Source organism: Roseateles sp., from assembly GCF_039595595.1.
Lineage (GTDB): Bacteria > Pseudomonadota > Gammaproteobacteria > Burkholderiales > Burkholderiaceae_C > Roseateles.
In genome coordinates, this window is sequence record NZ_JBCNLG010000003.1 from 395581 (window position 1) to 419307 (window position 23727).

Here is a 23727-nt window from a genome sequence, read left to right on the forward strand (position 1 = left end):
GGCGGAGCAAGGGGCTCATTGCGGCCAACCGAGCGGCGCGCAGTGACTGGCTTCGAGCTGTCGAATCAAATCTTCGGCTTCGACCTTTTGAAGAACGGATCCGGAGAATATCGAGACCCGCTGCCCAGCCGAGAATCCCGCCAGCGATTTTGCATTTGCGTAATCATCCGGGAATCTCCTTCGTGCCACGCAAAGCAAATAGAGGCGCCCTTCGGCATTCGCCTGGGAAATCGAGGCCATGAGCTTCTGACTCGGCCAATCTCGGGCAATGACGCGCGCCGCCTGCTCCTCTTCCGAAGTCCGGCCAGGCGTGCCGACCACACCCCAGGCATAGAAACGCGCATTCGCAATCGCCATTGGCAGTTCTGCGGGCGTTGCGCCGACGGCCGCCGCGATCAATATCAACGCACCAAGCCCAGCAAGCAAGGGGCCGAAGATCTTTCGTGAGGAGTCGAGCGTCATCGCCAGTAACTCTAGAGCGGTCGCCACCGAAATTCTTCCGGGATATTCACTTAGCAGATTGGAGGCATGCGCGACAGCAATTGGAAACAGGACCGCCTATCGATCCTCGCATTGCTTCGTTTGCCGTACCCGGCCCTGCTTCTAGGCTGCGGATTCGCCGACCGCTCCAAGGAAGCCGCCATGTCCGTCCTCGACCCTCTCGCCTCGACCGCGGCCTCGTCCCTGCCGCGCCCGCCCGTCCCGGCGCATCCCACGCCGCTGCCGACGCGCACCGCCGCCGACGTCCGCGCCGCGCTGCTCGCCCGCGTGGAAATCGCGCTGCTCGACGTCCGCGAGGAAGCCGCCTTCGCCGAGGGCCATCCGCTGTGGGCCGCCAACCTCGCCGCTTCCCGGTTGGAACTCGACGCCTGGGGCCGCCTGCCCCGCCGCGACGTGCCCATCGTCGTCTACGACGATGGCGAAGGCGTCGCGACGGCCTCGGCGCGCAAGCTGCAGTCACTGGGCTACACCGATGTCGCACTGCTTGCCGGCGGGCTCTCCGCCTGGCGCGAGGATGGCTTCGAGCTCTTCCGCGACCTCAACGTCCCGAGCAAGGCCTTCGGTGAACTGCTCGACGCGCGCCGCCGCACGCCGTCGCTGTCCGCCGAAGAGGTCCACGCCCGCCTGGCGCGGCGCGAGAACCTCGTCGTGCTCGACGCGCGCCGATTCGACGAGTACCGCACCGCGAGCCTGCCCGGCGCCATCAGCGTGCCCGGCGGCGAACTGGTGCGGCGCGCGCGCGACCTCGCGCCCGATCCGTCGACCACCCTCGTCGTGCACTGCGCCGGCCGTACCCGCAGCCTCATCGGCGCCCAATCGCTGATCGACGCCGGCCTCCCGAATCCCGTCTTCGCGCTGCGCAACGGGACCATCGGCTGGACACTGGCGGGCCTGCCGCTGGCCAGCGGCCAGGGGCGCTCCCATGAGGACCTGCCCCTGGGCGACCTGAGCGCCGCCCGCGAGGGCGCCACCGCCTTCGCCCGCCGCGCGCGGGTGCAGCGCATCGACACGGCCGTGGTCGCCGAATGGCTGGCCGATCCGCGCCGCACGACCTATCGCTTCGACGTGCGCGGCAGCTCCGAATACGCGCGAGGCCATCGGCCCGGCTTCCGCCACGCGCCGGGCGGCCAACTGGTCCAGGAGACGGACCACTTCGTCCCGGTGCGAGGCGCCCGCATCGTGCTCGCCGACGACGACGGCATCCGCGCGCCGGTCGCCGCCGCCTGGCTGGCGCAGATGGGATGGGAAACCGCCGTGCTCCCGCCCGACCACGCCGCCCACACCGAGACCGGCCCCGACCTGCCCCCGCAGCCGCTCTCCCCCGCCGTGGCGACCGTGACGCCCGCCCAGCTCGCCCGGTGGCGCGCCGAGGAAGCCGATCGCGAGCATCCCGACACCGTGGTCGTCGACGTGGCGCCCAGCATCACCTACATCGTGCGGCACATCCCGGGCGCCTGGTGGAGCCCGCGCGCGCGCCTGGCGGAGGCGCTCCGCTCGGTGATCCCGCATGCGCGCCGCGTCGTGCTGACGGGCAATCTCGGCGTGCTGCCGCGCTTCGTGGCCGCGGACCTCGCGGCCGAGCTCGCCGCCGAAGGGCGCGAGCTGCTGGTGCTCGAAGGCGGCACCAGCGCCTGGTACGACGCCGGCCTGCCCATCGAATCAGCCAATCCGCGCCTGGCCTTCCCTCGCGACGATCGCTATCGCCGCCCCTACGAAGGGGCCCACCACGCGCGCGACGAAATCCAGGCCTACCTCGACTGGGAGACCGGGCTGCTCGCGCAGCTCGATCGCGACGGGACCCACTTCTTCCGCGTCCTGGAGCGCTGAGCGCCAGCCTTACTTGCCCTTGCCCGCCGTGATCGGCACGACGTTGTCGTGCACGGCGGCGCCGAACGCCTGCTCCTTGAGCTGCGCGAGCTGGTCTCTCAGCCGCGCCGCCTTCTCGAATTCGAGATTGCGCGCGTGCTCCAGCATCTGCTTCTCCAGCTGCTGGATGCGCTTGCTCAGATCCTTCTCGCTCATCGCCTCGACCTCGGCGGCCTCGGCGATGACCTTGGCGTCGTCGCGGCCCGGCTTGTCGCTGTAGACCCCGTCGATCAGGTCACGGATGCGCTTGACCACGCCGCGCGGCGTGATGCCATTGGCCTCGTTGAACGCGATCTGCCTGGCGCGCCGCCGCTCGGTCTCGCCGATGGCCTTCTTCATCGAGTCGGTGATGCGGTCCGCGTACAGGATCGCCTTGCCGTTCACGTTGCGCGCCGCCCGGCCGATGGTCTGGATCAGGCTGCGCTCGGCGCGCAGGAAGCCTTCCTTGTCCGCGTCCAGGATCGCCACCAGCGACACCTCCGGGATGTCCAGCCCTTCGCGCAGCAGGTTGATGCCGACCAGCACGTCGAAGGTGCCCAGCCGCAGGTCGCGCAGGATCTCGACCCGCTCGACCGTGTCCACGTCCGAGTGCAGGTAGCGCACCTTCACGCCGTTGTCGCTGAGGTACTCCGTCAGTTGCTCGGCCATGCGCTTGGTCAGCGTCGTGATGAGCACGCGCTCGTTGACCTCGATCCGATCTCGGATCTCCTGCAGCACGTCGTCGACCTGGTGCGTCGCCGGTCTGACCTCGACCACCGGATCCACCAACCCCGTCGGCCGCACCAGTTGCTCGACGACCGCGCCCGCCTGGCGCTTCTCGTAGTCGCCCGGCGTCGCGCTGACGAAGATGGCCTGGCGCATCTTGCGCTCGTACTCCTCGAACTTCAGCGGCCGGTTGTCCATCGCCGACGGCAATCTGAAGCCGTACTCGACCAGCGTGCTCTTGCGCGCCCGGTCGCCGTTGTACATGGCGCTGAACTGGCCGATCAGCACGTGGCTCTCGTCCAGGAACATCAGCGCGTCCGGCGGCAGGTAGTCGACCAGCGTCGGCGGCGGATCGCCCGGCGCGGCCTGCGAGAGGTGGCGCGTGTAGTTCTCGATGCCCTTGCAGTGGCCCACCTCCTGCAGCATCTCCAGGTCGAAGCGCGTGCGCTGCTCCAGCCGCTGCGCCTCGACCAGCTTGCCCTCCTTGATGAAGAAGGCCACGCGCTCGCGCAGTTCCTCCTTGATCGTCTCGATCGCCGCGACCACGCGGTCGCGCGGCGTCACGTAATGGCTGGACGGATAGACGGTGAAGCGCGGGATCTTCTGCCGGATCTGGCCGGTCAGCGGGTCGAAGAGCGTCAGCCCCTCGACCTCGTCGTCGAAGAGCTCGATGCGCAGGGCCAGCTCCGAGTGCTCCGCCGGGAAGACGTCGATGGTGTCGCCGCGCACGCGGAAGTGGCCGCGGGTGAATTCCATCTCGTTGCGCGTGTACTGCATGCGGGCCAGCTGCTGGATGATGTCGCGCTGGCCGAGCTTGTCGCCCACCCGCAGCGTCATCACCATCTGGTGGTAGTCGCTCGGGTTGCCGATGCCGTAGATCGCCGACACCGACGCCACGATCACCACGTCGCGCCGCTCCAGCAGGCTCTTGGTGCAGGACAGCCGCAGTTGCTCGATCTGCTCGTTGATCGCGCTGTCCTTCTCGATGAACAGGTCGCGCTGCGGGACGTAGGCCTCGGGCTGGTAGTAGTCGTAATAGCTGACGAAGTACTCGACCGCGTTCTTCGGGAAGAACTCGCGGAACTCGCTGTACAGCTGCGCCGCCAGCGTCTTGTTAGGCGCGAAGACGATCGCCGGACGGCCCAGCCGCGCGATGGTGTTGGCCATCGTGAAGGTCTTGCCCGAGCCCGTCACCCCCAGCAGCGTCTGGAAGCTCTCGCCGTCGTTGACGCCTTCCACCAGTTGCTGAATGGCGGCGGGCTGGTCGCCCGCGGGCGGATAAGGCTGGAACAGCTGGAACGGAGAGCCTTCGAAAGAAACGAATTCGCCCTTCGGCGGCTCGCTCGCGGAAGCGGTCGGCGCCTCGGTCGACTCGGACTTCTTCCCCTTGGCGACGGGGTTGGCGGGCTTGGCGGCGGTGGATCGGCTCATCAGGGTTTCCCAGGGGCAACGCGTGTTCCCTGCCTACAATCGGCGGGCTTCGCTGGGCGCGCGGGAGGCGCCTCGGGCGTCAGGACGCGACAGCGTAGCGCAGCCGGACAGGTTTCACCGGATCCGGTCCTCTCCGCTCTTGCCAACGCACTGTCAGGAAAGCCTCCATGTCCCTGTTCGCCGCCGTCGCCATGGCCCCCCGCGACCCCATCCTGGGTCTGAACGAGCAATTCAACGCCGATCCGAATCCCGCCAAGGTCAATCTGGGCGTGGGCGTCTATTACGACGACAACGGCAAGCTGCCGCTGCTGGCCTGCGTGGCCGCCGCCGAGGCGCAGATGCAGGCGGCCCCCAAGCCGCGCGGCTACCTGCCCATCGACGGCATCGCCGCCTATGACAGCGCCGTGCAGGGCCTGGTCTTCGGCGCCGGCAGCGAGGTCCTCAAAGCCAAGCGCGTGGCGACCGTCCAGGCGCTGGGCGGCACCGGCGGCCTGAAGATCGGCGCCGACTTCCTCAAGCGCCTGAATCCCGGCGCCAAGGTGCTGATCTCCGACCCGTCCTGGGAAAACCACCGCGCGCTGTTCACCAATGCCGGCTTCCCGGTCGAGACCTATCCCTACTACGACGCCGCCAACCGCGGCATCGACTTCAGCGGCATGCTGGGCGCGCTGAACGCCGCCCCGGCCGGCACGGTCGTCGTGCTGCACGCCTGCTGCCACAACCCGACCGGCTACGACCTGACGCCCGCCCAGTGGGCACAGGTCGTCGAGGCGGTCAAGGCGCGCGGCCTGGTCGCCTTCCTCGACATGGCCTACCAGGGCTTCGGCGAAGGCATCGCCGAGGACGGCGCCGTGATCCAGCAGTTCCTGGCCGCCGGCCTGGACTTCTTCGTCTCGACCAGCTTCTCCAAGAGCTTCTCCCTCTACGGCGAGCGCGTCGGCGCGCTGAGCGTGGTCTGCGCCTCGGCCGAGGAAGCGGCCAAGGTGCTGAGCCAGCTTAAGATCGTGATCCGCACCAATTACTCCAACCCGCCGACCCATGGCGCCCAGGTCGTGGCCACCGTGCTGTCCACGCCCGCGCTGCGCGCCCAGTGGGAGGAGGAACTGGCCGGCATGCGGGTGCGCATCAAGCAGATGCGCGAGGCGCTCGTCACCGAGCTCCAGGCCGCCGGCATCACCGACGACCTCAGCTACGTCACCCGCCAGAAGGGCATGTTCAGCTACAGCGGCCTGTCCGCCGAGCAGATGCAGCGCCTGCGCGCCGAGTTCGGCGTCTACGGCGTCGACTCCGGCCGGATCTGCGTGGCCGCGTTGAACAGCAAGAACCTCAAGCCGGTCGCCGCCGCGATCGCCGCCGTCAAGAAGGCGTGATCCCCTTTTGACACCACACTTCGATGCGCTGATCGCACGATCGCTCATCGAACCAGGGCCGGTTCCGCCGCAAGCGGGCCGGCCCTGCGCATTTATGGCGAAATCGCAGGCTTCGAAGCCCTTGCCCCGGGCCTGCTCCGCAGCTCGGCGACACACACTCCCAACAGCCGGGACCTAGAATTGCTGCAATGCACAACGGGTGCCAGCCTTCGCCTCCCCTCCCCCTCCCGAGGTCCGCCAGATGCTCTACCAGCTTTATGAAACCCAACGCGCGCTGCTGAGCCCGTTTTCCGAGTTCGCCAGCGCCACGGCCAAGCTCTACAGCCACCCGCTGTCGCCGTTCGCGCACACGCCGCTGTCGCATCGGATGTCGGCCGGCCTGGACTTGATGCACCGCCTGGCCAAGGAATACGAGAAGCCGGAATTCGAGATCCGCAGCGTCGAGGTCGACGGCATCGACGTCGCGGTGCAGGAACTGGTGGCGCTGGAGAAGCCCTTCTGCCGCCTGCTGCGCTTCAAGCGCTACACCGACGATCCGGCCGTGCTCGCCAAGATGAAGGCGCAGCCCACGGTGCTGATCGTCGCCCCGCTGTCGGGCCACCACGCGACGCTGCTGCGCGACACCGTCAAGCAACTGCTCAAGGACCACAAGGTCTACATCACCGACTGGACCGACGCCCGCATGGTCCCGCTCGAGGCCGGTCCCTTCCACCTCGACGACTACATCTACTACGTGCAGGACTTCATCCGCCATGTCGGCGAGGACTGCCACGTGATCTCGGTCTGCCAGCCGACCGTGCCGGTGCTGGCGGCGATCTCGCTGATGGCCTCCAAGGGCGAGACCACGCCGCGCTCGATGACGATGATGGGCGGCCCCATCGACGCCCGCAAGAGCCCGACCGCGGTCAACAACCTGGCGATGAACAAGAGCTACAGCTGGTTCGAGAACAACGTCATCTACCGCGTGCCGACCACCTACCCGGGCGCCGGCCGCGAGGTCTACCCCGGCTTCCTGCAGCACACCGGCTTCGTGGCGATGAACCCGGACCGCCACCTGACCTCGCACTACGACTACTTCCTCGACCTGGTGCGCGGCGACGACGACAGCGCCGAATCCCATCGCCGCTTCTACGACGAGTACAACGCCGTGCTGGACATGCCGGCCGAGTACTACCTGGACACGATCAGGACGGTGTTCCAGGACTTCGCGCTGGTGAACGGCACCTGGACGGTCGGCGGCGACCTGGTGCGTCCGCAGGACATCACCGAGACCGCGCTGCTGACGGTCGAGGGCGAGCTGGACGACATCTCCGGCGCCGGCCAGACCAAGGCGGCGCACGAGCTGTGCAGCGGCATCGACGCGAAGAACCAGGTCCACTACGACGCGATCGGCGCCGGTCACTACGGCATCTTCTCGGGCCGCCGCTGGCGCGAGAAGGTGTACCCGGTGATCCGCGACTTCATTGCCAAGTACGATGCGGCCCCGTTGCACCAGCCCGCCGCGGCCAAGCGCGCCACCAGCACCCGGCCGGCGGCGCGCCGCACGCGCAAGCCGACCGAGTGAATCCCGAAGCGCCTTTCACGCCCGCCCCTTCCGCCCCCTCGACCGAGGCGCCCGCACAGGGCGCCGCGTTCGACGAGCTCGTCGAGCGCCTGAACCTGGCCCTGCCGCAGACGCAATGCACGCGCTGCGGCTATCCGGACTGCCATTCCTACGCCCACGCGATCGCGCGCGGCGAGGCGGCGATCAACCAGTGCCCGCCCGGCGGGGCCGAGGGCATCGCCCGGCTCGCCGCCCTGACCGGCCGCCCGGCGCAGCCGCTCAACCCGGAGCACGGCGTGGAAGGGCCGCGCCAGCTCGCCGTCATCGACGAAGCCTGGTGCATCGGCTGCACGCTCTGCATCAAGGCCTGCCCAGTCGATGCGATCGTCGGCAGCAACAAGCAGATGCATGTCGTCATCAACGCCGATTGCACCGGCTGCGAACTGTGCATCCCGGTCTGCCCGGTGGATTGCATCTCGCTGACCGAGGTCACACCGGGCCGCGGCGGCTGGGCCGCCTGGAGCGACGCGCAGGCCGCGCGCGCCCGCGAGCGCTACCGCTGGCATGAGATCCGCGTCGAGCGCGCCCAGCGCGAGCACGACGCCCGGCTCGAAGCCAAGGCCGAGCACAAGCTGGCCCACCTCGAGGAGGCATCGCGGCTGACCGATCCCGAGCAGCTCGACCGCAAGCGCGCGGTCATTGCCGCCGCCCTCGCCCGCGCCCGCGCCAAGCGCGGCGCATGATCCTTCGCCAGCCCCTCGCTCGCCATGAACAAGACCCAGATCCGCGAGTTCTTCGAGATCCTGCGCCAGGCCAATCCGTCGCCGCAGACCGAACTCGAGTACGCCAGCGTCTTCGAACTGCTCGCCGCCGTGCTGCTGTCGGCGCAGGCCACCGACGTCGGCGTCAACAAGGCGACGCGGCGGCTGTTCGTCGTCGCCAACACGCCGCGCAAGATCCTCGACCTCGGCGAGGAGAAGCTGGCGGAGTACATCAAGACCATCGGTCTGTACAAGACCAAGGCCAAGAACCTGTACGCCACCTGCCGCATCCTGGTCGAGCAGTACGACAGCCAGGTGCCGCGCAGCCGTGAGGCGCTCGAGTCGCTGCCCGGTGTCGGCCGCAAGACGGCGAACGTGGTGCTCAACGTCGCGTTCGGCGAGGCGACGATGGCGGTCGACACCCACATCTTCCGCGTCGGCAACCGCACCGGACTCGCGCCCGGCAAGAATGTGCTGGAGGTGGAACAGCAACTGCTCAAGCGCGTGCCGCAGGAGTTCCTGGTCGACGCGCATCACTGGCTGATCCTGCATGGCCGCTATGTCTGCCAGGCACGCCGGCCGCTGTGCGAGCGCTGCGCCGTCGTCGCGCAATGTGACAGCGCGCCCATGGCCGCGGCCCGCTGAGCGAACCCCGGCGCCTACAATCCGCGCGTTCATTCCGTCAGAGAAGCCATGTCCAGCATCAACGATCTTGTCGACCGCGTGGAGCGCCTGCTGGTGCGCCACGAGGAGCTCAAGCGCACGAACACATTGCTGGAGCAGCAGGTCCAGGCGCTCACGCTGGAGCGCGACAGCCTGCGCTCGAGATTGGCCGCGGCCCGCGCCCGCGTCGACGCGCTGCTGGACCGGCTGCCGCTCGAGGCGGCCGATCTCATCGAAGGCACCGAGGGTGCCGATCCCACCGACTCAGGAAAGCCTGGCGCATGAAGCAGATGGAAGTCACGATCATGGGGCAGAGCTACCTGCTCGGCTGCCCCGAAGGCGGCGAGGCCGCGCTGCAGAAGGCGGTCGCCCGGGTCGACAAGGAGATGTGCGCGATCCGTGACGCCGGCCGCATCAAGGCCCGCGAACGCATCGCCGTCCTGGCCGCGCTCAACCTCGCTTATTCGCTCACCGAATCGCCGGCGAGCCCGATGGCCACGGGCCTTGCAACCCATGCAACGGCCAGTGACGGCGAGTCTCTACCCGATCTTGACGCGCTGATGAAGAAGCTCGATGAAGCCCTTGTCCAAGACGGGCAACTGCTGTGATCGGCGAAACGCCGCGCGTAGAATCCACCCCGTCCACTGCGTTCGCGTGAGTTTTATATTTCCTTGAACCGATGCTCTCGCGAGCAAGGGCTTGGAACATTACCTGGCTGGTGTGAGCGTCTCGCGTCAGATGAACCCGAAGCCATGTTGACCTCGCCCACCTGTACCCCTTGGGTTCAGGAATGCGGCTCACGGCTCGCCGTGGACACCTCTTCCCGAAACCGCGCCTGATGTTCCCGTCGAGCGCGGTTTTTTCATGGCCGGCCGCAAGGCCGGCCGCTCACCCGAGGGCCAGGTCTTGAGCACTTCCCCACCGCACGCCGGCCGGCAGTACTGGCTGATGAAGTCCGAACCGGACGAGGCCTCGATCGATCACCTGCAGGCCGCCGGCGAACTGCCCTGGACCGGCGTGCGCAACTACCAGGCCCGCAACTTCATGCGCGACGCGATGCGCGTCGGCGATGGCGTGCTGTTCTATCACTCGTCCTGTCCCGAGCCCGGCATCGCGGGCTTCGCGGAGGTCAGCAGCAGCGCCTATCCGGACGAGACCCAGTTCGATCCGCAAAGCCCGTACCACGACCCGAAAGCCAGGCGCGAGGAGCCGCGCTGGCTGCACGTCGACGTGCGCTTCGTGCGCAAGACGCGCTTGCTGAGCCTGGCGGAGATGAAGCGCGATCCCGTGCTCGCGTCCATGAAGACGCTGCAGCCGGGCAATCGGCTGTCGATCACGCCGGTGACGCCGGCGGAGTGGGCGCACCTGCAGCGGCTGCTCGCCTGACCGGCGGCCTCAGCCTGCGGCCTCAGCCGCTCATCCCGAACGGGATCGACGCCAGCACGACCTGATTGCCGCCGCGCCGCAGCGCCTCCTTGACCGCCATTTCAGCGGCGCCGAGCAGCTCTTCCTGGCGCGAGGCGGTGTGCGGGAAGCTCGCCACGCCCATCGAGAGCGACAGCCCCAGATCCTGCCCCTGCAGCACGACGATCTGCGCGTGGCATTGGCGGCGCAGTTGCTCCATGCGCGCGTGCGCGGTGGCCAGTCCGACGCCCGACAACAGCACCGCGAACAGGTCGTCGCCGATGCGGCAGGCCGCGTCCATCGCCCGCGTGTTCGCGCGCAGCATGCGGCCCAGCCCCTCGAGCAGGCGCTGCCGCGCCTCCTCGCCCAGCCCCTGGACGGCGTCGGCCGGCACGGGATCCAGCGCGATCAGCACCAGCGTGAACTCGCGATGCTCGCGGGTCGAGAGATCGATCTCGCGCAGCAACTGGTCGTCGAACTGCGCCCGCATGTAGAGGCCCGACACCTCGTCGCGGCCGCTGCCCTGTTGCAGCTCCCGGCGCATCTGCTCCAGCGACTTCTGCTGCTGCTCGAGCTGCTGCAGCGCGCGCTGCAGATGCGTCTCGCGATGACGCTCCTCGGTCTTGTCGCTCCACAGCGCCATCACGTGCTCGGAGCCGAGCGGAATGCGCGTGACCATGAACTCGCGGCGCCGGCCGCCGATCTCCAGGCGGTGCTCGGAACTCACGACCCCGCGCTGCGCCAGCGTGGCCTGCTCGGAGCGGCGCATCGCCTGGACCTCGTCGCCGCGCATCAGCTCGGCGTCGGCCGCGCCGACGATGCCGGACTCCTGCCGGCCGAACAGTTCGTTCATGCCCGGACTGGCGAACACGTATCGGCCGGTGGCCATCGACTTGACGGTCAGGCAGGCGCCCGTCGGTTCGAGCAGGCTGAGCAGGCCGGCCGCGACGGGCCCCTGCGGCGATCCCGACGACGCCAGCCAAGCATCGAAACTGGCAGGCGCGGGCGTCGCGGCGGCTTGTAATTCCATGGGTGCGGCCAGGCCGGGGCGTGCCCCTGGCAGTCGAATGGTGGTGGATCGAATGTAGATGGGCGTCCGTTGCCCGGGCAAGTGCCCACGGCGGGGACGGGACGCCACTCCCCCTAAGCTTGGGGTGCGGCATCCTAGCGCGCCGCGGCGGCGGTTCGGCGCTGTTGTCACGCGATTTGGCGGGCGGTCAAAAATAAGGCTAGAATGCGCGTTTTGCTGGCAAACCCTGCGCGTCGATTCGGAAGTGGAATCCGGATACTCCGCTTCGAAGGCAATCCCTTCCTCGCGAACACCGAGCGCTATTTGAAGGAATTTCATGACCACCATTCGCGTCAAAGAAAACGAGCCGTTCGACGTGGCCCTGCGCCGCTTCAAGCGCACCATCGAAAAGCTGGGCCTGCTCACCGAGCTGCGCGCCCGCGAGTTCTACGAGAAGCCGACGGCCGAGCGCAAGCGCAAGAAGGCTGCCGCCGTGAAGCGCCACTACAAGCGCGTGCGCAGCATGCAGCTGCCCAAGAAGCTGTACTGATCGAAGGATCGGACCGCTTCGGCACCGGGGATTCTCGACTGACGATCCCCACCGCCCGAACAGCACAGAAAGCCCGCGCAGGACGCTGCCGCGGGCTTTTCTGTTTTGCGCGAGACTCAGCGGTATCTCGCCCGCTCGAGCACCCCATTCAGAAAATCAGCAAGGAGCCTCTATGACCTTGAAGGAACAGATCACCGAAGACATGAAGGCGGCGATGCGCGCCAAGGACAGCGACCGCCTGGGCACGATCCGCATGCTGCTGGCGGCGGTGAAGCAGAAGGAAGTCGACGAGCGCGTCGAGGTCGACGATGTGATGCTGGTGGCCATCGTCGACAAGCTGATCAAGCAGCGCAAGGACTCGATCAGCCAGTTCGCCGCGGCGGGCCGCCAGGATCTGGCCGACAAGGAAAGCGCCGAACTCAAGGTCCTGGAGGCCTACCTGCCCCAGCGCCTGAGCGAGGCCGAGATCAAGGCCGAGGTCGCCACGATCGTCGCCGAGCTGGGCGCCAAGGGCCCGGCCGACATGGGCAAGGTGATGGGCGCCGTCAAGGGCAAGCTCGCCGGCAAGGCCGACATGGGGCTGGTCTCGGCGGCGGTGAAGGCGGCGCTGGCGGGCTGAGCGCCTGGCGCCTCTCAAGCACACAGGAGCATGTCGATGGAACTGACCGTCCAACAACTGACGCCCGATTTCTGCGTCGCCCCGCAGCTCACCCCCGAGGCCATGGCCTCGCTGGCCGCGGCCGGCTTCAAGTCGGTGATCAACAACCGGCCGGACTTCGAGGGCGGCCCCGACCAGCCCACCAGCGAGCAGGTCCGCGCCGCGGCCGAGGCTGCGGGCCTGGTCTACCGCCACCTGCCGGTGCAAGGCGGCTACCAGTCGCCCGAGGAGATCGCCGCGATGCGCGACCTGCTCGACGAAGTGCCCAAGCCGGTCCTGGCCTTCTGCCGCTCCGGCGCGCGCTCCACGCGTCTGTACGCCGCCGCGACGCAGCTCTGACCGGGTCAGGGCTTTCCCGCAGGCCCTGCTGAAATCAGCTTTCCGTCAGCGCGGGCTGGCTACAGTCCGTCTCCACACACAAGAACCGAGCCCTCCCGTCGGGGCTCCTGGAGACGGACTCGTCGATGAACGCCCTGCTTGCATTCGCCAAGGGCATCGACTGGCTGACGGACCGGTTCGGCACGCTTGCCGCCGGGGCCGTCCTGCTGTCGTGCTTGATCAGCGCCGCCAATGCGGTGATCCGCTACGGCCTGGACATCAGTTCCAACGCCTTCCTCGAAATCCAGTGGTACCTGTTCGCCGTCTGCGTGATGCTGGGCGCGGCGCAGGTGCTGCGGCTCAACGAACACGTGCGCGTGGACATCGTCTACACGCGGCTGCGCGGCCACGGCAAGGTCTACGTCGACCTGTTCGGATTGATCGTCTTCCTGCTGCCGGTGATGAGCTACGCGGGCTGGCTGTCGTGGGACTTCTTCCTGGTGAAGCTGACCACCGGCATGCGCGCGGACGATACCGTCGCCGCCCTCGGCCTGGGCGGCTACGTGTGGAAGCTGCTCAGCAGCGGTGAGCTGTCGGGCAACGCCGGCGGCCTGATCCGCTGGCCGGCGGCGCTGACGCTGCCGCTGGGCTTCCTGCTGGTGTTCCTGCAAGGCATTTCCGAGGTGATCAAGCGCATCGGCTATCTGGCCCATCTCGTCGAGATGGACACCCATTACGAGAGGCCGCTGCAATGATCACGATGGAGCAATTCCCCCCGCTGATGTTCGCGGGGCTGATCATCATCATGTTGATCGGCTTCCCGGTGGCGTTCTCGCTGGCGGCGCTGGGGCTGGCCTGCGGCTTCTTCGCGGTGAGCCAGGGCTGGTTCCCGCCGGAGTTCATGTCGGCGCTGCCTCAGAACGTCTTCGGTATCCTGTCCAACGACCTGCTGCTGGCGATCCCCTTCTTCACGTTGATGGGCGCGCTGCTGGAGAAATGCGGCCTGGCCGAGGACATGCTCGATTCCATGGGCCAGCTGTTCGGGCCGGTGCGCGGCGGGCTGGGCTATTCGGTGATCATCGTGGGCTTCATCCTGGGAGCGATCACCGGCACGGTGGCCGGCCAGGTGATCGCGATGGCGATGATCTCACTGCCGGTCATGATGCGCTACGGCTACAACATGCGCTACGCGACCGGGGTGCTGGCGGCATCGGGAACGATCACGCAGCTGGTGCCGCCGTCGCTGGTGCTGGTGGTGCTGGCGGACCAGCTCGGCAAGCCGGTGGGCGACATGTACAAGGGCGCGTGGGGACCGTCGATCCTGCAGGTGCTGATCTTCGCGCTCTACACCTTCGCGCTCTCGCGCATCAAGCCCGAGCACGTGCCCGGCGTCCCGAAGGAGGCGCGCACGCTCAACGGCTGGGCGCTGTGGCGCAAGTGCCTGCGCGGCATCATCCCGTCGGCGATCCTGATCTTCGCGGTGCTGGGCTCGATGGGCGGGCTGCCTGGCATCGACACGGCGATCTGCACGCCGACCGAAGCCGGCGCGATGGGCGCGGTGGGCGCCTTCATCCTGGCGGCGATGCACCGGCGCCTGACCTGGCCGGTGATCAAGGAGGCCACCGTCGGGACGATGCGCATCACGGCGATGGTGGTGTTCATCCTGATCGGCTCGCGCACCTTCTCGCTGGTGTTCCAGGGCGTCGAAGGCGGCAAGTGGATCGAGCACCTGCTGACGAACCTGCCGGGCGGCCAGATCGGGTTCCTGATCGTGGTGAACCTGTTCATCTTCTTCCTGGCGTTCTTCCTGGACTTCTTCGAGATCGCCTTCATCATCCTGCCGCTATTGGGGCCGGTGGCCGACAAGATGGGCATCGACCTGGTGTGGTTCGGCGTGATGCTGTGCGTGAACATGCAGACCAGCTTCATGCATCCGCCGTTCGGCTTCGCGCTGTTCTACTTGCGCGGCATCGCGGACTCGCTGTTCAAGAACGGCTCGCTGCCGCAGCGGGTGAAGTCGAGCGACATCTACATGGGCTCGATCCCCTGGGTACTGATGCAGCTGATCCTCGTGGCCATCGTCATCTTCTTCCCGGTGACGGTGACGGCCTTCCTGGACAAGGCGGAGGCGGTGGACCTGGACAAGGCCACCGAGATGCTGCAAGGGATGGACGCCGGCCAATCCGGACGCGCCGATCCGAACGCCGACACGAACGCGCTGTTCGGGCTGCCGGACGCCGCGTCGGCGCCGGCCTCGGCCGCGTCGCCGCCCGCTTCCGAGGCGGAGGATCCGATGGAAGCGGTGACGCGGGCGCTGCAGGAGAAAAAGTGATCCGCGTGCTCAGCGCGTGGAAGGTGGCATGTTCGACGCCTCCTTGATGCGCTGCCAGGCGTCCTTCACCGCCGGCTTCGCGCGCGCCCACTCGAGCGACGAGCCCTGGCGCTGACTGCCCCAGTCGCGGTGCAGTTCGGCCTCGAAGTCGTCGAACTCCCGGTCCGGATAGCGGGAGAACGCGTCCACCCCGTAGGCATACGCCGGGCCGAAATCGTCATGGGTGTCGCCGGGCTGGATGTAGGGCCGCTTGGCGTAGTTGTCGCGCCAGTAGGCGGCCTCGTGCTCGCGGTCGTAGGCCTTGTCACGGCGTTCATCGAAGTCGGGCATGGGAGTCTCCGGAAGTCTGGATGACCTTCGTCGGCAAGTGCCATGCCCTGAGCGCGGCTACAGTCGCCGCCATGCGATCCCGCCCTGCCCCCCTCCGCCGCGTCCACGCGTTCGCTCCCATCCTCTGCGCCGTGCTCGGCGCCCCGGCCGTCCAAGCCGCGCCGGCGGCCTGCGATCACGGCACCTGGCGCGGGACCGTGGGCGCGACGCCGGTCTCGATCGAACTCTCGCCCGCCGAAGGCGAACGCCCCGCGATGGGCCGCTACTACTACCGCGCCTCGCTCGCCGACCTGACGCTGGTTCCCGACGCGAAGACCGGCCAATGGCAGGAGCTCGATCCCAAGGAGAAACTCACGGGCCGCCTCAGCCTGAGCTGCGACGCCAGCACGCTCAGCGGCGAATGGCAGTCCGTCGATGGCGCGAAGAGACTGCCCATCACCGCCAGCGCGATCAAGGACACGGACTACAACGCCACCCGCAAGGCCGGCCTCAAGCCGAAGGTCGTGAAGACGGGTCAGGTCGGCGGACAGCGCTTCGAGGAGCTCTCCTTCCCCCTTCCTGGCGCCAGCGGCAAGAAGGATGCGGACACCGACGCCATCCACGGCGGCATCCGCCTCGCCGGCTCGACACCCGGCATCGCCGCGGTCAACGCGACGCTACTGGCCCGCTCCATCGACGCGGTGATGGACCATCTGGATTGCGCCGCGATGGGCCGCCGCGATCGCGGGCCGGACGCGGGATTTTCGTCTTCCCAGACGCAATCGGTGCTGGCCTGGAATGCGGCCTTCGTCGTGATCAACACGTGGAACGAGGGCTACTGCGGTGGCGCGCATCCTTGGCACGACAACGGCGTCACGACCTACCGCCTGGACACCGGCGCCGAAGCCGAGGTCCAGTCCTGGCTGCGGGCCGAGTGGAACGACGAGATCTCGAAGGATTCGAAGCTCGGGCGCCTCCTGATGAAGGCCTACGCGGAAGGCGGCGGCAACGGCAACGAGGCCGAGTGCCGCGACGAGGTGCGCTGGATGGGCCGCTTCATTCATCCCGCGCCGAAGGAACTGGTGTTCCACACCCAGGCCTCGTATGCGATGACGCCCTGCGCCGAGGATGTCGCGCTGCCGCTCGATGCGGTCTGGCCCTTCCTGACGCCAGCGGGTCAGCAGGCGCTGAAGACCTTCCGCTGAGCGCCCGCGAGGCCGCTCACTGCGGCGTGACCATCTTCAATCCGACGATCCCCGCGGCGATCAGCCCGATGCACGCGAGCCGCGCCAGCGACGCCGACTCGCCCAGCAGCACCATGCCCGCGATCGCGGTGCCGACCGCGCCGATGCCGGTCCACACCGCATAGGCCGTTCCCACCGGCAGGTGCTTCAACGCCCAGCCCAGCAGCACGACGCTGGCCACCATCGCCGCCACCGTGCCCACCGTCGGCCACAGCCGCGTGAACCCATCCGTGTACTTCAGGCCGACGGCCCAGCCGATCTCGAACAGCCCGGCCAGGAACAGCACACCCCACACCATGTCGATCTCCTTGTCGTTCATCCGCTGACCAGCGACCGGACGCCAGCCGGCGCGCCGCTCAGCGATAACGCTCCGGGTCCGGTGAATCCGTCGGCTGCGCGATCACGCGCCGGAAAGCGGCCGACATCGGCAGCTTCAGGTTGATGCCGCTGGGCGGCAGCGGCGATTCGAACCAGCGCTTGTAGATGGCGTGGATCTCGCCGCTGCGATACAGCCCTGTCAGCACGTCATCGACCATGGTCTTGAACATCGGATCGTCCCGGTTCAGCCCGATGGCGTAGGGCTCGATCGTGAGCGCGTGGTCGGAGATCACGTAGTCGTCCGCCGAGACCGCCGCCCCCTGCTGCGCCAGCAGCGTGCGCAGGATGACGTCGTCCATCAGGAACGCGTCCGCGCGGCCGCTGCGCAGCAGCTGGAATGCGTCGGGATCGTCCAGTCCGGCGACGATGCGGATGCCCAGTCCCTGCTGCTCGTTGACCTTGGCCAGGTGCTGGATGCTGGTCGTGCCGATGGTGCTCACCACCGGCCGCCCGCGCAGGTCGGGCAGGCTCTGCACCTTCTCGCCGTGGCGGCTCATCAGCTTGGTCTCGGCCACGAAGATGGTCACCGAGAAAGCCTGGCTGCGCGCCCGCTCCGCGGTGTTGGTCGTGATGCCGCACTCCATGTCCAGCGAGCCGTTGCTGACCATCGGCATCCGCGTCGCCGAACCGACCGCCACGCGCCGCACCTCCAGGTCGGGCAGGTTGAGCCGGACCCGCAGCGAGGCGATGACGCGCTCGCACAGGTCGACCGAGTAACCGGTCGGCCGCAGTTGGGCATCGAGGAAGGAGAACGGCGCCGACGAGGGCCGGTAGCCGATGACGATCACACCGGTTTCGCGGATGCGCGTGAGCGTCGGCCCCTCGGCCGGTTGAGCCGCGCGCGAGGCCGCATGCGGCGCCTGCGTCACCGGCTTGGTCGAGACCAGCTTGCCGGCTCTTGGCGGCGACACCGCCGCGCACACGGTGCCGGCGAGCGCCAGCAGGGCCGCGGCCATGACGATGACGATCCTCGCGTTCATCGCTCAGGCCTCGCTGGAAGGGTCGGCATCGGACGGCTCCGTCCCCGGTTGGCCGAGCGCCTCGGCATCGAGGCGGCGCAACTCGTCCAGACGCGCGCCGATCTTGATCTCCAGACCGCGCGGCACCGGCTCATAGAAGCGCTGGTCCTCGAGACCGTCCGGGAGGTATTGCTCGCCGGCCACGTAGGCGCCAGGGAAGTCATGCGCGTAGCGATAGGCCTTGCCGTAGCCGAGCTCCTTCATCAGGCGCGTGGGGGCATTGCGCAAGTGCACCGGCACCGGCCGCGAGCTGTCCTGCTTGATCAGCGCGCGCACCTGGTTGTAGGCGTTGTAGACGGCGTTCGACTTCGGCGCGATCGCCAGGTAGACCACCGCCTGCGCCAGCGTCAGCTCGCCTTCGGGCGAACCCAGCCGCTCGTAGGTCTCGGCCGCGTCCAGGCAGATCCGCAGCGCGCGCGGATCGGCGTTGCCGATGTCCTCGCTCGCCATCCGGATCAGCCGCCGCGTGATGTAGCGCGCATCGACGCCGCCATCGAGCATCCGCACCAGCCAGTACAGCGCCGCGTCCGGATGGGAGCCGCGCACCGACTTGTGCAGCGCCGAGATCACGTCGTAGAACTGGTCGCCGCCCTTGTCGTAGCGCCGCAGTTGCTCGCCCAGCGTGCGCTCGAGCAGCGCCTCGTCGATCTCCGAAGTGTCCGGCGGCGTCAGCTGCGACACCGTCTCCAGCGTGTTCAGCAGGCGCCGCGCGTCGCCGTCGGCATAGCCGATCAGCCGCAGCGTCGCGGCCTCGCTGACCGGCGGCGCGCCCAGTGCCTCACGCCCGCGCGTCAGCAGCTCGCGCATGTCCTGCTCGTCGAGCGCCTTGAGCACATGCACCGTCGCCCGCGACAGCAGCGCCGAGTTCACTTCGAAGGACGGGTTCTCCGTCGTCGCGCCGATGAAGCTGAACAGCCCGGACTCGACGTGCGGCAGGAAAGCGTCCTGCTGCGCCTTGTTGAAGCGGTGCACCTCGTCCACGAACACGATCGTGCGGCGCCCCTGCCCCGCGGCGGCCTGCGCGCGCTCCACCGCCTCGCGGATGTCCTTGACGCCGCCCAGCACCGCCGAGATCGCGATGAACTGCGCATCGAAGAACTGCGCCATCAGCCGCGCCAGCGTCGTCTTGCCGACGCCCGGCGGGCCCCACAGGATCATCGAATGCGGCCGGCCGCTCTCCAGCGCGACGCGCAGCGGCATGCCCTCGCCCAGCAGATGGCGCTGGCCGACCACCTCGTCGAGCTGGCGCGGGCGCAGCCGCTCGGGCAGCGGCGCATGCGGGCTCGGCGCCGCAGCCAGGCGCTGAGCGCCCGGCACGGGGTCGAACTCGTCGGGGAACAGCGACGCGTTGCTCATCGGCGGATCACTGGCGCGCGATGTCGGTGCCCGGCGGCGGCGTGAAGCGGAAGCGCTCGGCCGGCACCTTGGCGTTGGGCTCGACCGCCGAGAACTGCATCACCGACTGCTGACCGAAGCCATCGAGGATCTCCAACGCCGACAGCTCGCGGCCCTTGAAGCCGAGCTTCAGACTCTGCAGGTTCGCGTCGTTGCGCTTGGGCGTGGCCTGCACCCAGTCCAGCCCATTGGCCGCCGGCAGCGCCTTCAGCACGAAATCCTTCGACAGGTCACCGCCCGCGAGCAGCGCCACCGGCGTCGCGCCCAGCGCCTGGTCCATGCGGCGGACCGTGGCCTGCTGCAGGTCCGGGTCATAGACCCAGACCTCCTTGCCGTCCGCGACGATCAGTTGCTCCGCGGGCTTCGCATAGGCGAAGCGGAACTGGTTGGGCCGCTGGAACTCGAACACGCCGGCGCTCGTCTTCTTGCGCTTGCCGTCCGGCGCGGTGACGGTCTGGGTGAAGCTCGCGCGGCCGCTCTTCACCTCGGTGACGAACTGCTGCAACGCGCTCACGCCGTCGGCATGGGCCAGCGCGGCCGAGGCGCTCAGCGCGATCGCGGCCGCGCCGCGGGTCAGGGAACGGAGAAACATGTCAGCCTTGCTCATTCGTCTCGCTTGGGCACGATGATGTCGCGGTTGCCATTCGTGGCCATCGCCGACACCACCCCGGACTTCTCCATCTGTTCCAGCAATCTGGCCGCCCGGTTGTAGCCGATGCGCAGATGACGCTGCACCAGCGAGATCGACGCCCGCTTGTGCTGCAGCACCACCGCGACGGCCTGGTCGTACATCGGATCGGATTCGCCGTCGCCGCCGGCCGTCAGGCCCGGCAACCCGTCGCCGCCACCATCGCCATCGAGCACGCCGCCCTCGAGGATGCCCTCGATGTAGTTGGGTTCGCCGCCCTGCTCTTTCAGATATTCGACGACGCGATGCACCTCGTCGTCGCTGACGAAGGCGCCGTGCACCCGCACCGGCAGCCCGGTGCCCGAGGCCATGTAGAGCATGTCGCCCATGCCCAGCAGCGCCTCGGCGCCCATCTGGTCGAGGATGGTCCGCGAGTCGATCTTGCTCGACACCTGGAAGGACAGCCGCGTGGGGATGTTGGCCTTGATCAGGCCGGTGATCACGTCCACCGACGGACGCTGCGTCGCCAGGATCAGGTGGATGCCGGCCGCGCGCGCCTTCTGCGCCAGGCGCGCGATCAGTTCCTCGATCTTCTTGCCGACCACCATCATCAGGTCGGCCAGCTCGTCGATGACGACGACGATGTGAGGCAGGCGTTCGAGCGGTTCCGGCTCCTCCGGCGTCAGGCTGAACGGATTGGGGATCTTCTCCTCGCGCTCGGCCGCGTCGCTGATCTTCTTGTTGTAGCCCGCCAGGTTGCGCACGCCCAGCTTGGACATCAGCTTGTAGCGCCGCTCCATCTCGTTGACGCACCAGTTCAGCGCGTTGCCGGCCTGCTTCATGTCGGTCACGACCGGCGCGAGCAGGTGGGGGATGCCCTCGTAGACGCTCATTTCCAGCATTTTCGGGTCGATCAGGATCAGACGGACGTCACGGGCCTCGGCCTTGTACAGCAGCGACAGGATCATCGCGTTGATGCCCACCGACTTGCCCGAACCGGTCGTGCCGGCCACCAGGCAGTGCGGCATCTTGGCCAGATCGGCCACCACCGGCAGGCCCACGATGTCCTTGCCCAGGCCCATCGTCAGCGCCGACGACGCGTCCGCGTAGACCTGCGAGCCCAGGATCTCCGACAGGCGGATGGTCTGGCGCCGCGCGTTCGGCAGTTCCAGCGCCATGAAGTTCTTGCCGGGAATGGTCTCGACCACGCGGATCGAGGTCAGGCTCAGCGAGCGCGCCAGGTCCTTGGCCAGGTTGACGATCTGCGAGCCCTTCACGCCGGTGGCCGGCTCGATCTCATAGCGCGTGATCACCGGTCCCGGCGAGGCCGCCACCACCCGCACCTCGACGCCGAAGTCCTTCAACTTCTTCTCGATCATGCGGCTGGTCATCTCCAGCGATTCAGGCGTGACTGTCTCGATGCGCGGCGGCGGCGCGTCCAGCAGGTCGACCTGCGGCAGCTTGGTGTCGGCCGGGTCGCTGAACAGCGTCTGCTGGCGCTCCTTGATGACGCGCGTGGACTTGGGCACTTCCGGCACCGGCGGCTCGATCACGATCGGGATGTGGTGCTCCTCCTCGACCTGGCGCTCGACCTCGACGATCGCCTCACGCTCGCGCTTGGCTTCCTTGCCGACGCGCTTGTCCTCGGCGATCTCGCGGCGGGTCTCGCGCTTCTCGATCAGGCGCTCGATCCAGGTGCCGATCTGCTCAGCCGCGCGCAGCCACGAGAACTTCAGCGCCAGCGCGACGCCGGTCACCAGCGCCGCGATCCAGACCACGCCCGAGCCCGCGAAACCCAGCAGCTTCATGCTGGCCGGGCCCAGCAGGTAGCCCAGCACGCCGCCGGCATGACCCGGCAGCCGCGCCTCCCAGCCGTAGAGCCGGGTCCATTCGAGCGCGCAACTCGCGGCCATCAGCAGCGCGAGGCCGGCCAGGGTCGGCAGGCGCTGCTTGAGCGTGGGCGTGGGGCTGCCGTCAGCGCGCAGCAGCCGCGCCAGACCGCTCAGCCAGGCGCGCAGCGACACCAGCATCAGCCACCAGCAGGAGTAGCCGAAGCCGAACAGCAGCAGGTCGGAGATCCAGGCGCCGAGCGAGCCGACGCGGTTGTGCGTCAGCGCAGACGTCCCGGCGGTGCTGAAGGCGGCGTCAGCGCGGTCATGGCTGACCATCGCGAGCAAGACCAGGCACCACACCAGCGCGCCGGCCAGCAGCCACAGCGGCGTGCGCAGCGGACTGGGCGTGGCCACGGGAGCCGCCGCGGCGGCTGCGGCCTTCTTGGACTTGCGCGCCGGCGCGGGGCGCTCGGGTGGGGCGGCGTCGTCACCGCCGCCCAGCAGGGAACCGGGAAAACTCATCCCGCGATTGTGACGCAGCCGGCCCGCATCCCGGACCGGGGCGCCGGCCGCATGGTGAAGAAACGTTGAGGCGCGGACGACCGCGCCTGGACTCGCCGCATCAATCGTGCTGCAGGCGCTCCTTGATGACCACCGAGCCGTTCTCGAGCGTCTCGATCACGCCCTTGTCCTCGAGGTCCTTCATGACGCGGCTGACCATCTCGCGCGACGCGCCGACGACCTTGGCCATGTCCTGGCGCGAAACCTTGCCGCGGATGATCTTCACGCCCTTCTCCTCTTCGGCCATGTCGAGCAGCGTGCGCGCGACGCGGCCATAGACATCGAGCAAGGCCAGCGACTCGATCTGGCGGTCCGCATTGCGCAGCCGCGCGACCAGGCCGCGCAGGATGCCGTAGGCCAGGCTGGACGGCTCCGGCAGGCCACGCGCGAAATCGGCGCGGCCCAGCACCAGCATGTCGGTCTGCACCTCGGCTCTGACCGTGGCCGAATGCGGTTCGTTGTCGATCAGGCTCATCTCGCCGACGTAGTCGCCAGGTTGCAGCACCGCGAGGATGACCTCGCGGCCGCGGCTGTCGGCGGTCAGCACGCGCGCCCGGCCATTCAGCAGGATGAAGAGCGCGTTGGACTTGGTGCCCTGCTCGACGATCAGTTCGCCGCGCTTGAATCGCCGCTTCACCACGCTGTCCGCGATGGACTGGGCCTGGTCGGCGGTCAGCAGGGAGAACAAGGGAACCCTGCGGATCAGATCCAAATTGGACAACATGGCCATGAAGGGGTGCCTCCTGTCGGGGGTTAGGGTCAATCGTGGTGTCCAGGATGACAGAGGGACCCGCCACCTAGAATGGATGCATTGTGCCAATTTGTTCACGGCTGTTCATAGGGTCTACGCCGACAGGCCTTTAGGCTGTCGACCCTTGCGTCCACCGTGCGCATCCCCATCTCCTTCGTCATGAGCCAAAACACCCGCCACGCCCAGCTGTTGATCCTCGGTTCCGGCCCCGCCGGCTACACCGCCGCCATCTACGCGGCCCGCGCCAACCTGAAGCCGCTGCTGGTCACCGGCATGGCGCAAGGGGGTCAGTTGATGACCACCACCGAAGTCGACAACTGGCCCGCCGACGTGATGGGCGTGCAGGGACCGGAGCTGATGCAGCGTTTCCAACAGCATGCCGAGCGCTTCCAGACCGAGATCGTCTTCGACCACATCAACAGCGTCGACTTCTCCAAGCGCCCGTTCACGCTGACCGGCGACAGCGCCGTGTACACCGCCGACGCGGTGATCCTGGCGA

At 68.2% G+C, this 23727-nt stretch carries 25 protein-coding genes; 15 read left to right on the forward strand and 10 right to left on the reverse strand.

Annotated elements, in window-relative coordinates; translation table 11 throughout:
- Positions 1-15: 15 nt before the first annotated feature.
- Positions 16-462, reverse strand: a complete 447-nt coding sequence (locus ABDW61_RS06945; protein ID WP_343637537.1) for a hypothetical protein — start codon at positions 460-462, stop codon at positions 16-18.
- Positions 463-642: 180 nt separating this feature from the next.
- On the opposite strand from ABDW61_RS06945, the gene ABDW61_RS06950 reads away from it, so the two are divergent.
- Complete coding sequence (locus ABDW61_RS06950) at positions 643-2328, forward strand: rhodanese-like domain-containing protein (protein WP_343637539.1); 1686 nt, start codon at positions 643-645, stop codon at positions 2326-2328.
- Positions 2329-2337: 9 nt separating this feature from the next.
- Here the strand turns inward: ABDW61_RS06950 and uvrB are convergent, their stop codons facing one another.
- Positions 2338-4503 (reverse strand): excinuclease ABC subunit UvrB, encoded by a 2166-nt coding sequence (gene uvrB / locus ABDW61_RS06955; protein WP_343637541.1) that lies wholly within the window; start codon positions 4501-4503, stop codon positions 2338-2340.
- Between the two features lie 167 nt (positions 4504-4670).
- Here uvrB and ABDW61_RS06960 point away from each other — a divergent pair, with 167 nt between their 5' ends.
- From ABDW61_RS06960 to ABDW61_RS06990, 7 genes are all read left to right on the forward strand, one after another.
- The gene (locus ABDW61_RS06960; protein ID WP_343637544.1) at positions 4671-5873 is read left to right on the forward strand and encodes an amino acid aminotransferase; all 1203 of its coding nucleotides are present in this window, start codon (positions 4671-4673) and stop codon (positions 5871-5873) included.
- A gap of 241 nt (positions 5874-6114) precedes the next feature.
- Positions 6115-7437, forward strand: a complete 1323-nt coding sequence (gene phaZ, locus ABDW61_RS06965) for a polyhydroxyalkanoate depolymerase (RefSeq protein WP_343637546.1) — start codon at positions 6115-6117, stop codon at positions 7435-7437.
- A gap of 89 nt (positions 7438-7526) precedes the next feature.
- Entirely contained in the window at positions 7527-8159 is a 633-nt protein-coding gene (gene rsxB / locus ABDW61_RS06970; protein WP_343637599.1) for an electron transport complex subunit RsxB, read from the forward strand.
- Between the two features lie 24 nt (positions 8160-8183).
- On the forward strand, positions 8184-8822 hold the full coding sequence (nth, locus tag ABDW61_RS06975; protein WP_343637548.1) for an endonuclease III: 639 nt from the start codon (positions 8184-8186) through the stop codon (positions 8820-8822).
- 48 nt (positions 8823-8870) lie between these two features.
- Positions 8871-9125, forward strand: coding sequence for a cell division protein ZapB (gene zapB / locus ABDW61_RS06980; protein ID WP_343637550.1), 255 nt, complete (start codon positions 8871-8873; stop codon positions 9123-9125).
- Positions 9122-9448, forward strand: a complete 327-nt coding sequence (locus tag ABDW61_RS06985; RefSeq protein WP_343637552.1) for a cell division protein ZapA — start codon at positions 9122-9124, stop codon at positions 9446-9448. Before zapB ends, ABDW61_RS06985 begins: the two co-directional genes overlap by 4 nt.
- 340 nt (positions 9449-9788) lie before the next feature.
- Positions 9789-10226: an EVE domain-containing protein gene (locus tag ABDW61_RS06990; RefSeq protein ID WP_343637600.1), complete on the forward strand. Its 438-nt coding sequence runs from the start codon at positions 9789-9791 to the stop codon at positions 10224-10226.
- 22 nt (positions 10227-10248) lie between these two features.
- On the opposite strand, the gene ABDW61_RS06995 is transcribed toward ABDW61_RS06990, so the two are convergent.
- Entirely contained in the window at positions 10249-11274 is a 1026-nt protein-coding gene (locus ABDW61_RS06995) for a GGDEF domain-containing protein (RefSeq protein WP_343637554.1), read from the reverse strand.
- A 316-nt stretch (positions 11275-11590) separates the two neighbouring features.
- Between ABDW61_RS06995 and rpsU the strand changes: the two genes are divergently transcribed.
- From rpsU to ABDW61_RS07020, 5 genes are all read left to right on the forward strand, one after another.
- Complete coding sequence (rpsU, locus tag ABDW61_RS07000; protein ID WP_012346814.1) at positions 11591-11803, forward strand: 30S ribosomal protein S21; 213 nt, start codon at positions 11591-11593, stop codon at positions 11801-11803.
- A gap of 172 nt (positions 11804-11975) precedes the next feature.
- Positions 11976-12422, forward strand: a complete 447-nt coding sequence (locus ABDW61_RS07005) for a GatB/YqeY domain-containing protein (protein WP_343637556.1) — start codon at positions 11976-11978, stop codon at positions 12420-12422.
- Between the two features lie 36 nt (positions 12423-12458).
- On the forward strand, positions 12459-12800 hold the full coding sequence (locus ABDW61_RS07010) for a TIGR01244 family sulfur transferase (RefSeq protein ID WP_343637558.1): 342 nt from the start codon (positions 12459-12461) through the stop codon (positions 12798-12800).
- Positions 12801-12925: 125 nt separating this feature from the next.
- Entirely contained in the window at positions 12926-13534 is a 609-nt protein-coding gene (locus tag ABDW61_RS07015; protein ID WP_343637560.1) for a TRAP transporter small permease subunit, read from the forward strand.
- Complete coding sequence (locus ABDW61_RS07020) at positions 13534-15111, forward strand: TRAP transporter large permease subunit (RefSeq protein ID WP_343637601.1); 1578 nt, start codon at positions 13534-13536, stop codon at positions 15109-15111. The genes ABDW61_RS07015 and ABDW61_RS07020 overlap by 1 nt, the downstream gene beginning before the upstream one ends.
- A 9-nt stretch (positions 15112-15120) precedes the next feature.
- Here the strand turns inward: ABDW61_RS07020 and ABDW61_RS07025 are convergent, their stop codons facing one another.
- Positions 15121-15441 (reverse strand): hypothetical protein, encoded by a 321-nt coding sequence (locus tag ABDW61_RS07025; protein WP_343637562.1) that lies wholly within the window; start codon positions 15439-15441, stop codon positions 15121-15123.
- A gap of 71 nt (positions 15442-15512) precedes the next feature.
- Between ABDW61_RS07025 and ABDW61_RS07030 the strand changes: the two genes are divergently transcribed.
- Positions 15513-16625, forward strand: a complete 1113-nt coding sequence (locus ABDW61_RS07030) for a hypothetical protein (protein ID WP_343637564.1) — start codon at positions 15513-15515, stop codon at positions 16623-16625.
- A 16-nt stretch (positions 16626-16641) separates the two neighbouring features.
- Here the strand turns inward: ABDW61_RS07030 and sugE are convergent, their stop codons facing one another.
- From sugE to ABDW61_RS07060, 6 genes are all read right to left on the reverse strand, one after another.
- On the reverse strand, positions 16642-16962 hold the full coding sequence (gene sugE / locus ABDW61_RS07035; RefSeq protein WP_343637603.1) for a quaternary ammonium compound efflux SMR transporter SugE: 321 nt from the start codon (positions 16960-16962) through the stop codon (positions 16642-16644).
- 58 nt (positions 16963-17020) lie between these two features.
- Positions 17021-18022 carry an amino acid ABC transporter substrate-binding protein gene (locus ABDW61_RS07040; RefSeq protein WP_343637566.1) on the reverse strand — a complete coding sequence of 334 codons (1002 nt, stop codon included), beginning with the start codon at positions 18020-18022 and terminating at the stop codon, positions 17021-17023.
- Positions 18023-18025: 3 nt separating this feature from the next.
- The gene (locus ABDW61_RS07045) at positions 18026-19417 is read right to left on the reverse strand and encodes a replication-associated recombination protein A (RefSeq protein WP_343637568.1); all 1392 of its coding nucleotides are present in this window, start codon (positions 19415-19417) and stop codon (positions 18026-18028) included.
- A gap of 7 nt (positions 19418-19424) precedes the next feature.
- A complete protein-coding gene (gene lolA / locus ABDW61_RS07050; protein ID WP_343637571.1) occupies positions 19425-20048 on the reverse strand; it encodes an outer membrane lipoprotein chaperone LolA in 624 nt (207 codons plus the stop codon).
- An 11-nt stretch (positions 20049-20059) separates the two neighbouring features.
- Positions 20060-22438, reverse strand: coding sequence for a DNA translocase FtsK 4TM domain-containing protein (locus ABDW61_RS07055; RefSeq protein ID WP_343637573.1), 2379 nt, complete (start codon positions 22436-22438; stop codon positions 20060-20062).
- Between the two features lie 100 nt (positions 22439-22538).
- Positions 22539-23207, reverse strand: coding sequence for a Crp/Fnr family transcriptional regulator (locus ABDW61_RS07060; RefSeq protein ID WP_067067043.1), 669 nt, complete (start codon positions 23205-23207; stop codon positions 22539-22541).
- Positions 23208-23387: 180 nt separating this feature from the next.
- Here ABDW61_RS07060 and ABDW61_RS07065 point away from each other — a divergent pair.
- Positions 23388-23727, forward strand: a 340-nt coding sequence (locus tag ABDW61_RS07065) for an FAD-dependent oxidoreductase (protein WP_343637575.1), incomplete at its 3' end; no start/stop codon positions are given.

Bases quoted from the DNA above. Each gene is read 5' to 3' on its own strand.
- ABDW61_RS06945 (WP_343637537.1), bottom strand. From the start codon at position 462: ATGACGCTCGACTCCTCACGAAAGATCTTCGGCCCCTTGCTTGCTGGG.
- ABDW61_RS06950 (WP_343637539.1), top strand. From the start codon at position 643: ATGTCCGTCCTCGACCCTCTCGCCTCGACCGCGGCCTCGTCCCTGCCG.
- uvrB (WP_343637541.1), bottom strand. From the start codon at position 4,503: ATGAGCCGATCCACCGCCGCCAAGCCCGCCAACCCCGTCGCCAAGGGG.
- ABDW61_RS06960 (WP_343637544.1), top strand. From the start codon at position 4,671: ATGTCCCTGTTCGCCGCCGTCGCCATGGCCCCCCGCGACCCCATCCTG.
- phaZ (WP_343637546.1), top strand. From the start codon at position 6,115: ATGCTCTACCAGCTTTATGAAACCCAACGCGCGCTGCTGAGCCCGTTT.
- nth (WP_343637548.1), top strand. From the start codon at position 8,184: ATGAACAAGACCCAGATCCGCGAGTTCTTCGAGATCCTGCGCCAGGCC.
- zapB (WP_343637550.1), top strand. From the start codon at position 8,871: ATGTCCAGCATCAACGATCTTGTCGACCGCGTGGAGCGCCTGCTGGTG.
- ABDW61_RS06985 (WP_343637552.1), top strand. From the start codon at position 9,122: ATGAAGCAGATGGAAGTCACGATCATGGGGCAGAGCTACCTGCTCGGC.
- ABDW61_RS06990 (WP_343637600.1), top strand. From the start codon at position 9,789: ATGAAGTCCGAACCGGACGAGGCCTCGATCGATCACCTGCAGGCCGCC.
- ABDW61_RS06995 (WP_343637554.1), bottom strand. From the start codon at position 11,274: ATGGAATTACAAGCCGCCGCGACGCCCGCGCCTGCCAGTTTCGATGCT.
- rpsU (WP_012346814.1), top strand. From the start codon at position 11,591: ATGACCACCATTCGCGTCAAAGAAAACGAGCCGTTCGACGTGGCCCTG.
- ABDW61_RS07005 (WP_343637556.1), top strand. From the start codon at position 11,976: ATGACCTTGAAGGAACAGATCACCGAAGACATGAAGGCGGCGATGCGC.
- ABDW61_RS07010 (WP_343637558.1), top strand. From the start codon at position 12,459: ATGGAACTGACCGTCCAACAACTGACGCCCGATTTCTGCGTCGCCCCG.
- ABDW61_RS07015 (WP_343637560.1), top strand. From the start codon at position 12,926: ATGAACGCCCTGCTTGCATTCGCCAAGGGCATCGACTGGCTGACGGAC.
- ABDW61_RS07025 (WP_343637562.1), bottom strand. From the start codon at position 15,441: ATGCCCGACTTCGATGAACGCCGTGACAAGGCCTACGACCGCGAGCAC.
- ABDW61_RS07030 (WP_343637564.1), top strand. From the start codon at position 15,513: ATGCGATCCCGCCCTGCCCCCCTCCGCCGCGTCCACGCGTTCGCTCCC.
- sugE (WP_343637603.1), bottom strand. From the start codon at position 16,962: ATGGTGTGGGGTGTGCTGTTCCTGGCCGGGCTGTTCGAGATCGGCTGG.
- ABDW61_RS07040 (WP_343637566.1), bottom strand. From the start codon at position 18,022: ATGAACGCGAGGATCGTCATCGTCATGGCCGCGGCCCTGCTGGCGCTC.
- ABDW61_RS07045 (WP_343637568.1), bottom strand. From the start codon at position 19,417: ATGAGCAACGCGTCGCTGTTCCCCGACGAGTTCGACCCCGTGCCGGGC.
- lolA (WP_343637571.1), bottom strand. From the start codon at position 20,048: ATGTTTCTCCGTTCCCTGACCCGCGGCGCGGCCGCGATCGCGCTGAGC.
- ABDW61_RS07055 (WP_343637573.1), bottom strand. From the start codon at position 22,438: ATGAGTTTTCCCGGTTCCCTGCTGGGCGGCGGTGACGACGCCGCCCCA.
- ABDW61_RS07060 (WP_067067043.1), bottom strand. From the start codon at position 23,207: ATGGCCATGTTGTCCAATTTGGATCTGATCCGCAGGGTTCCCTTGTTC.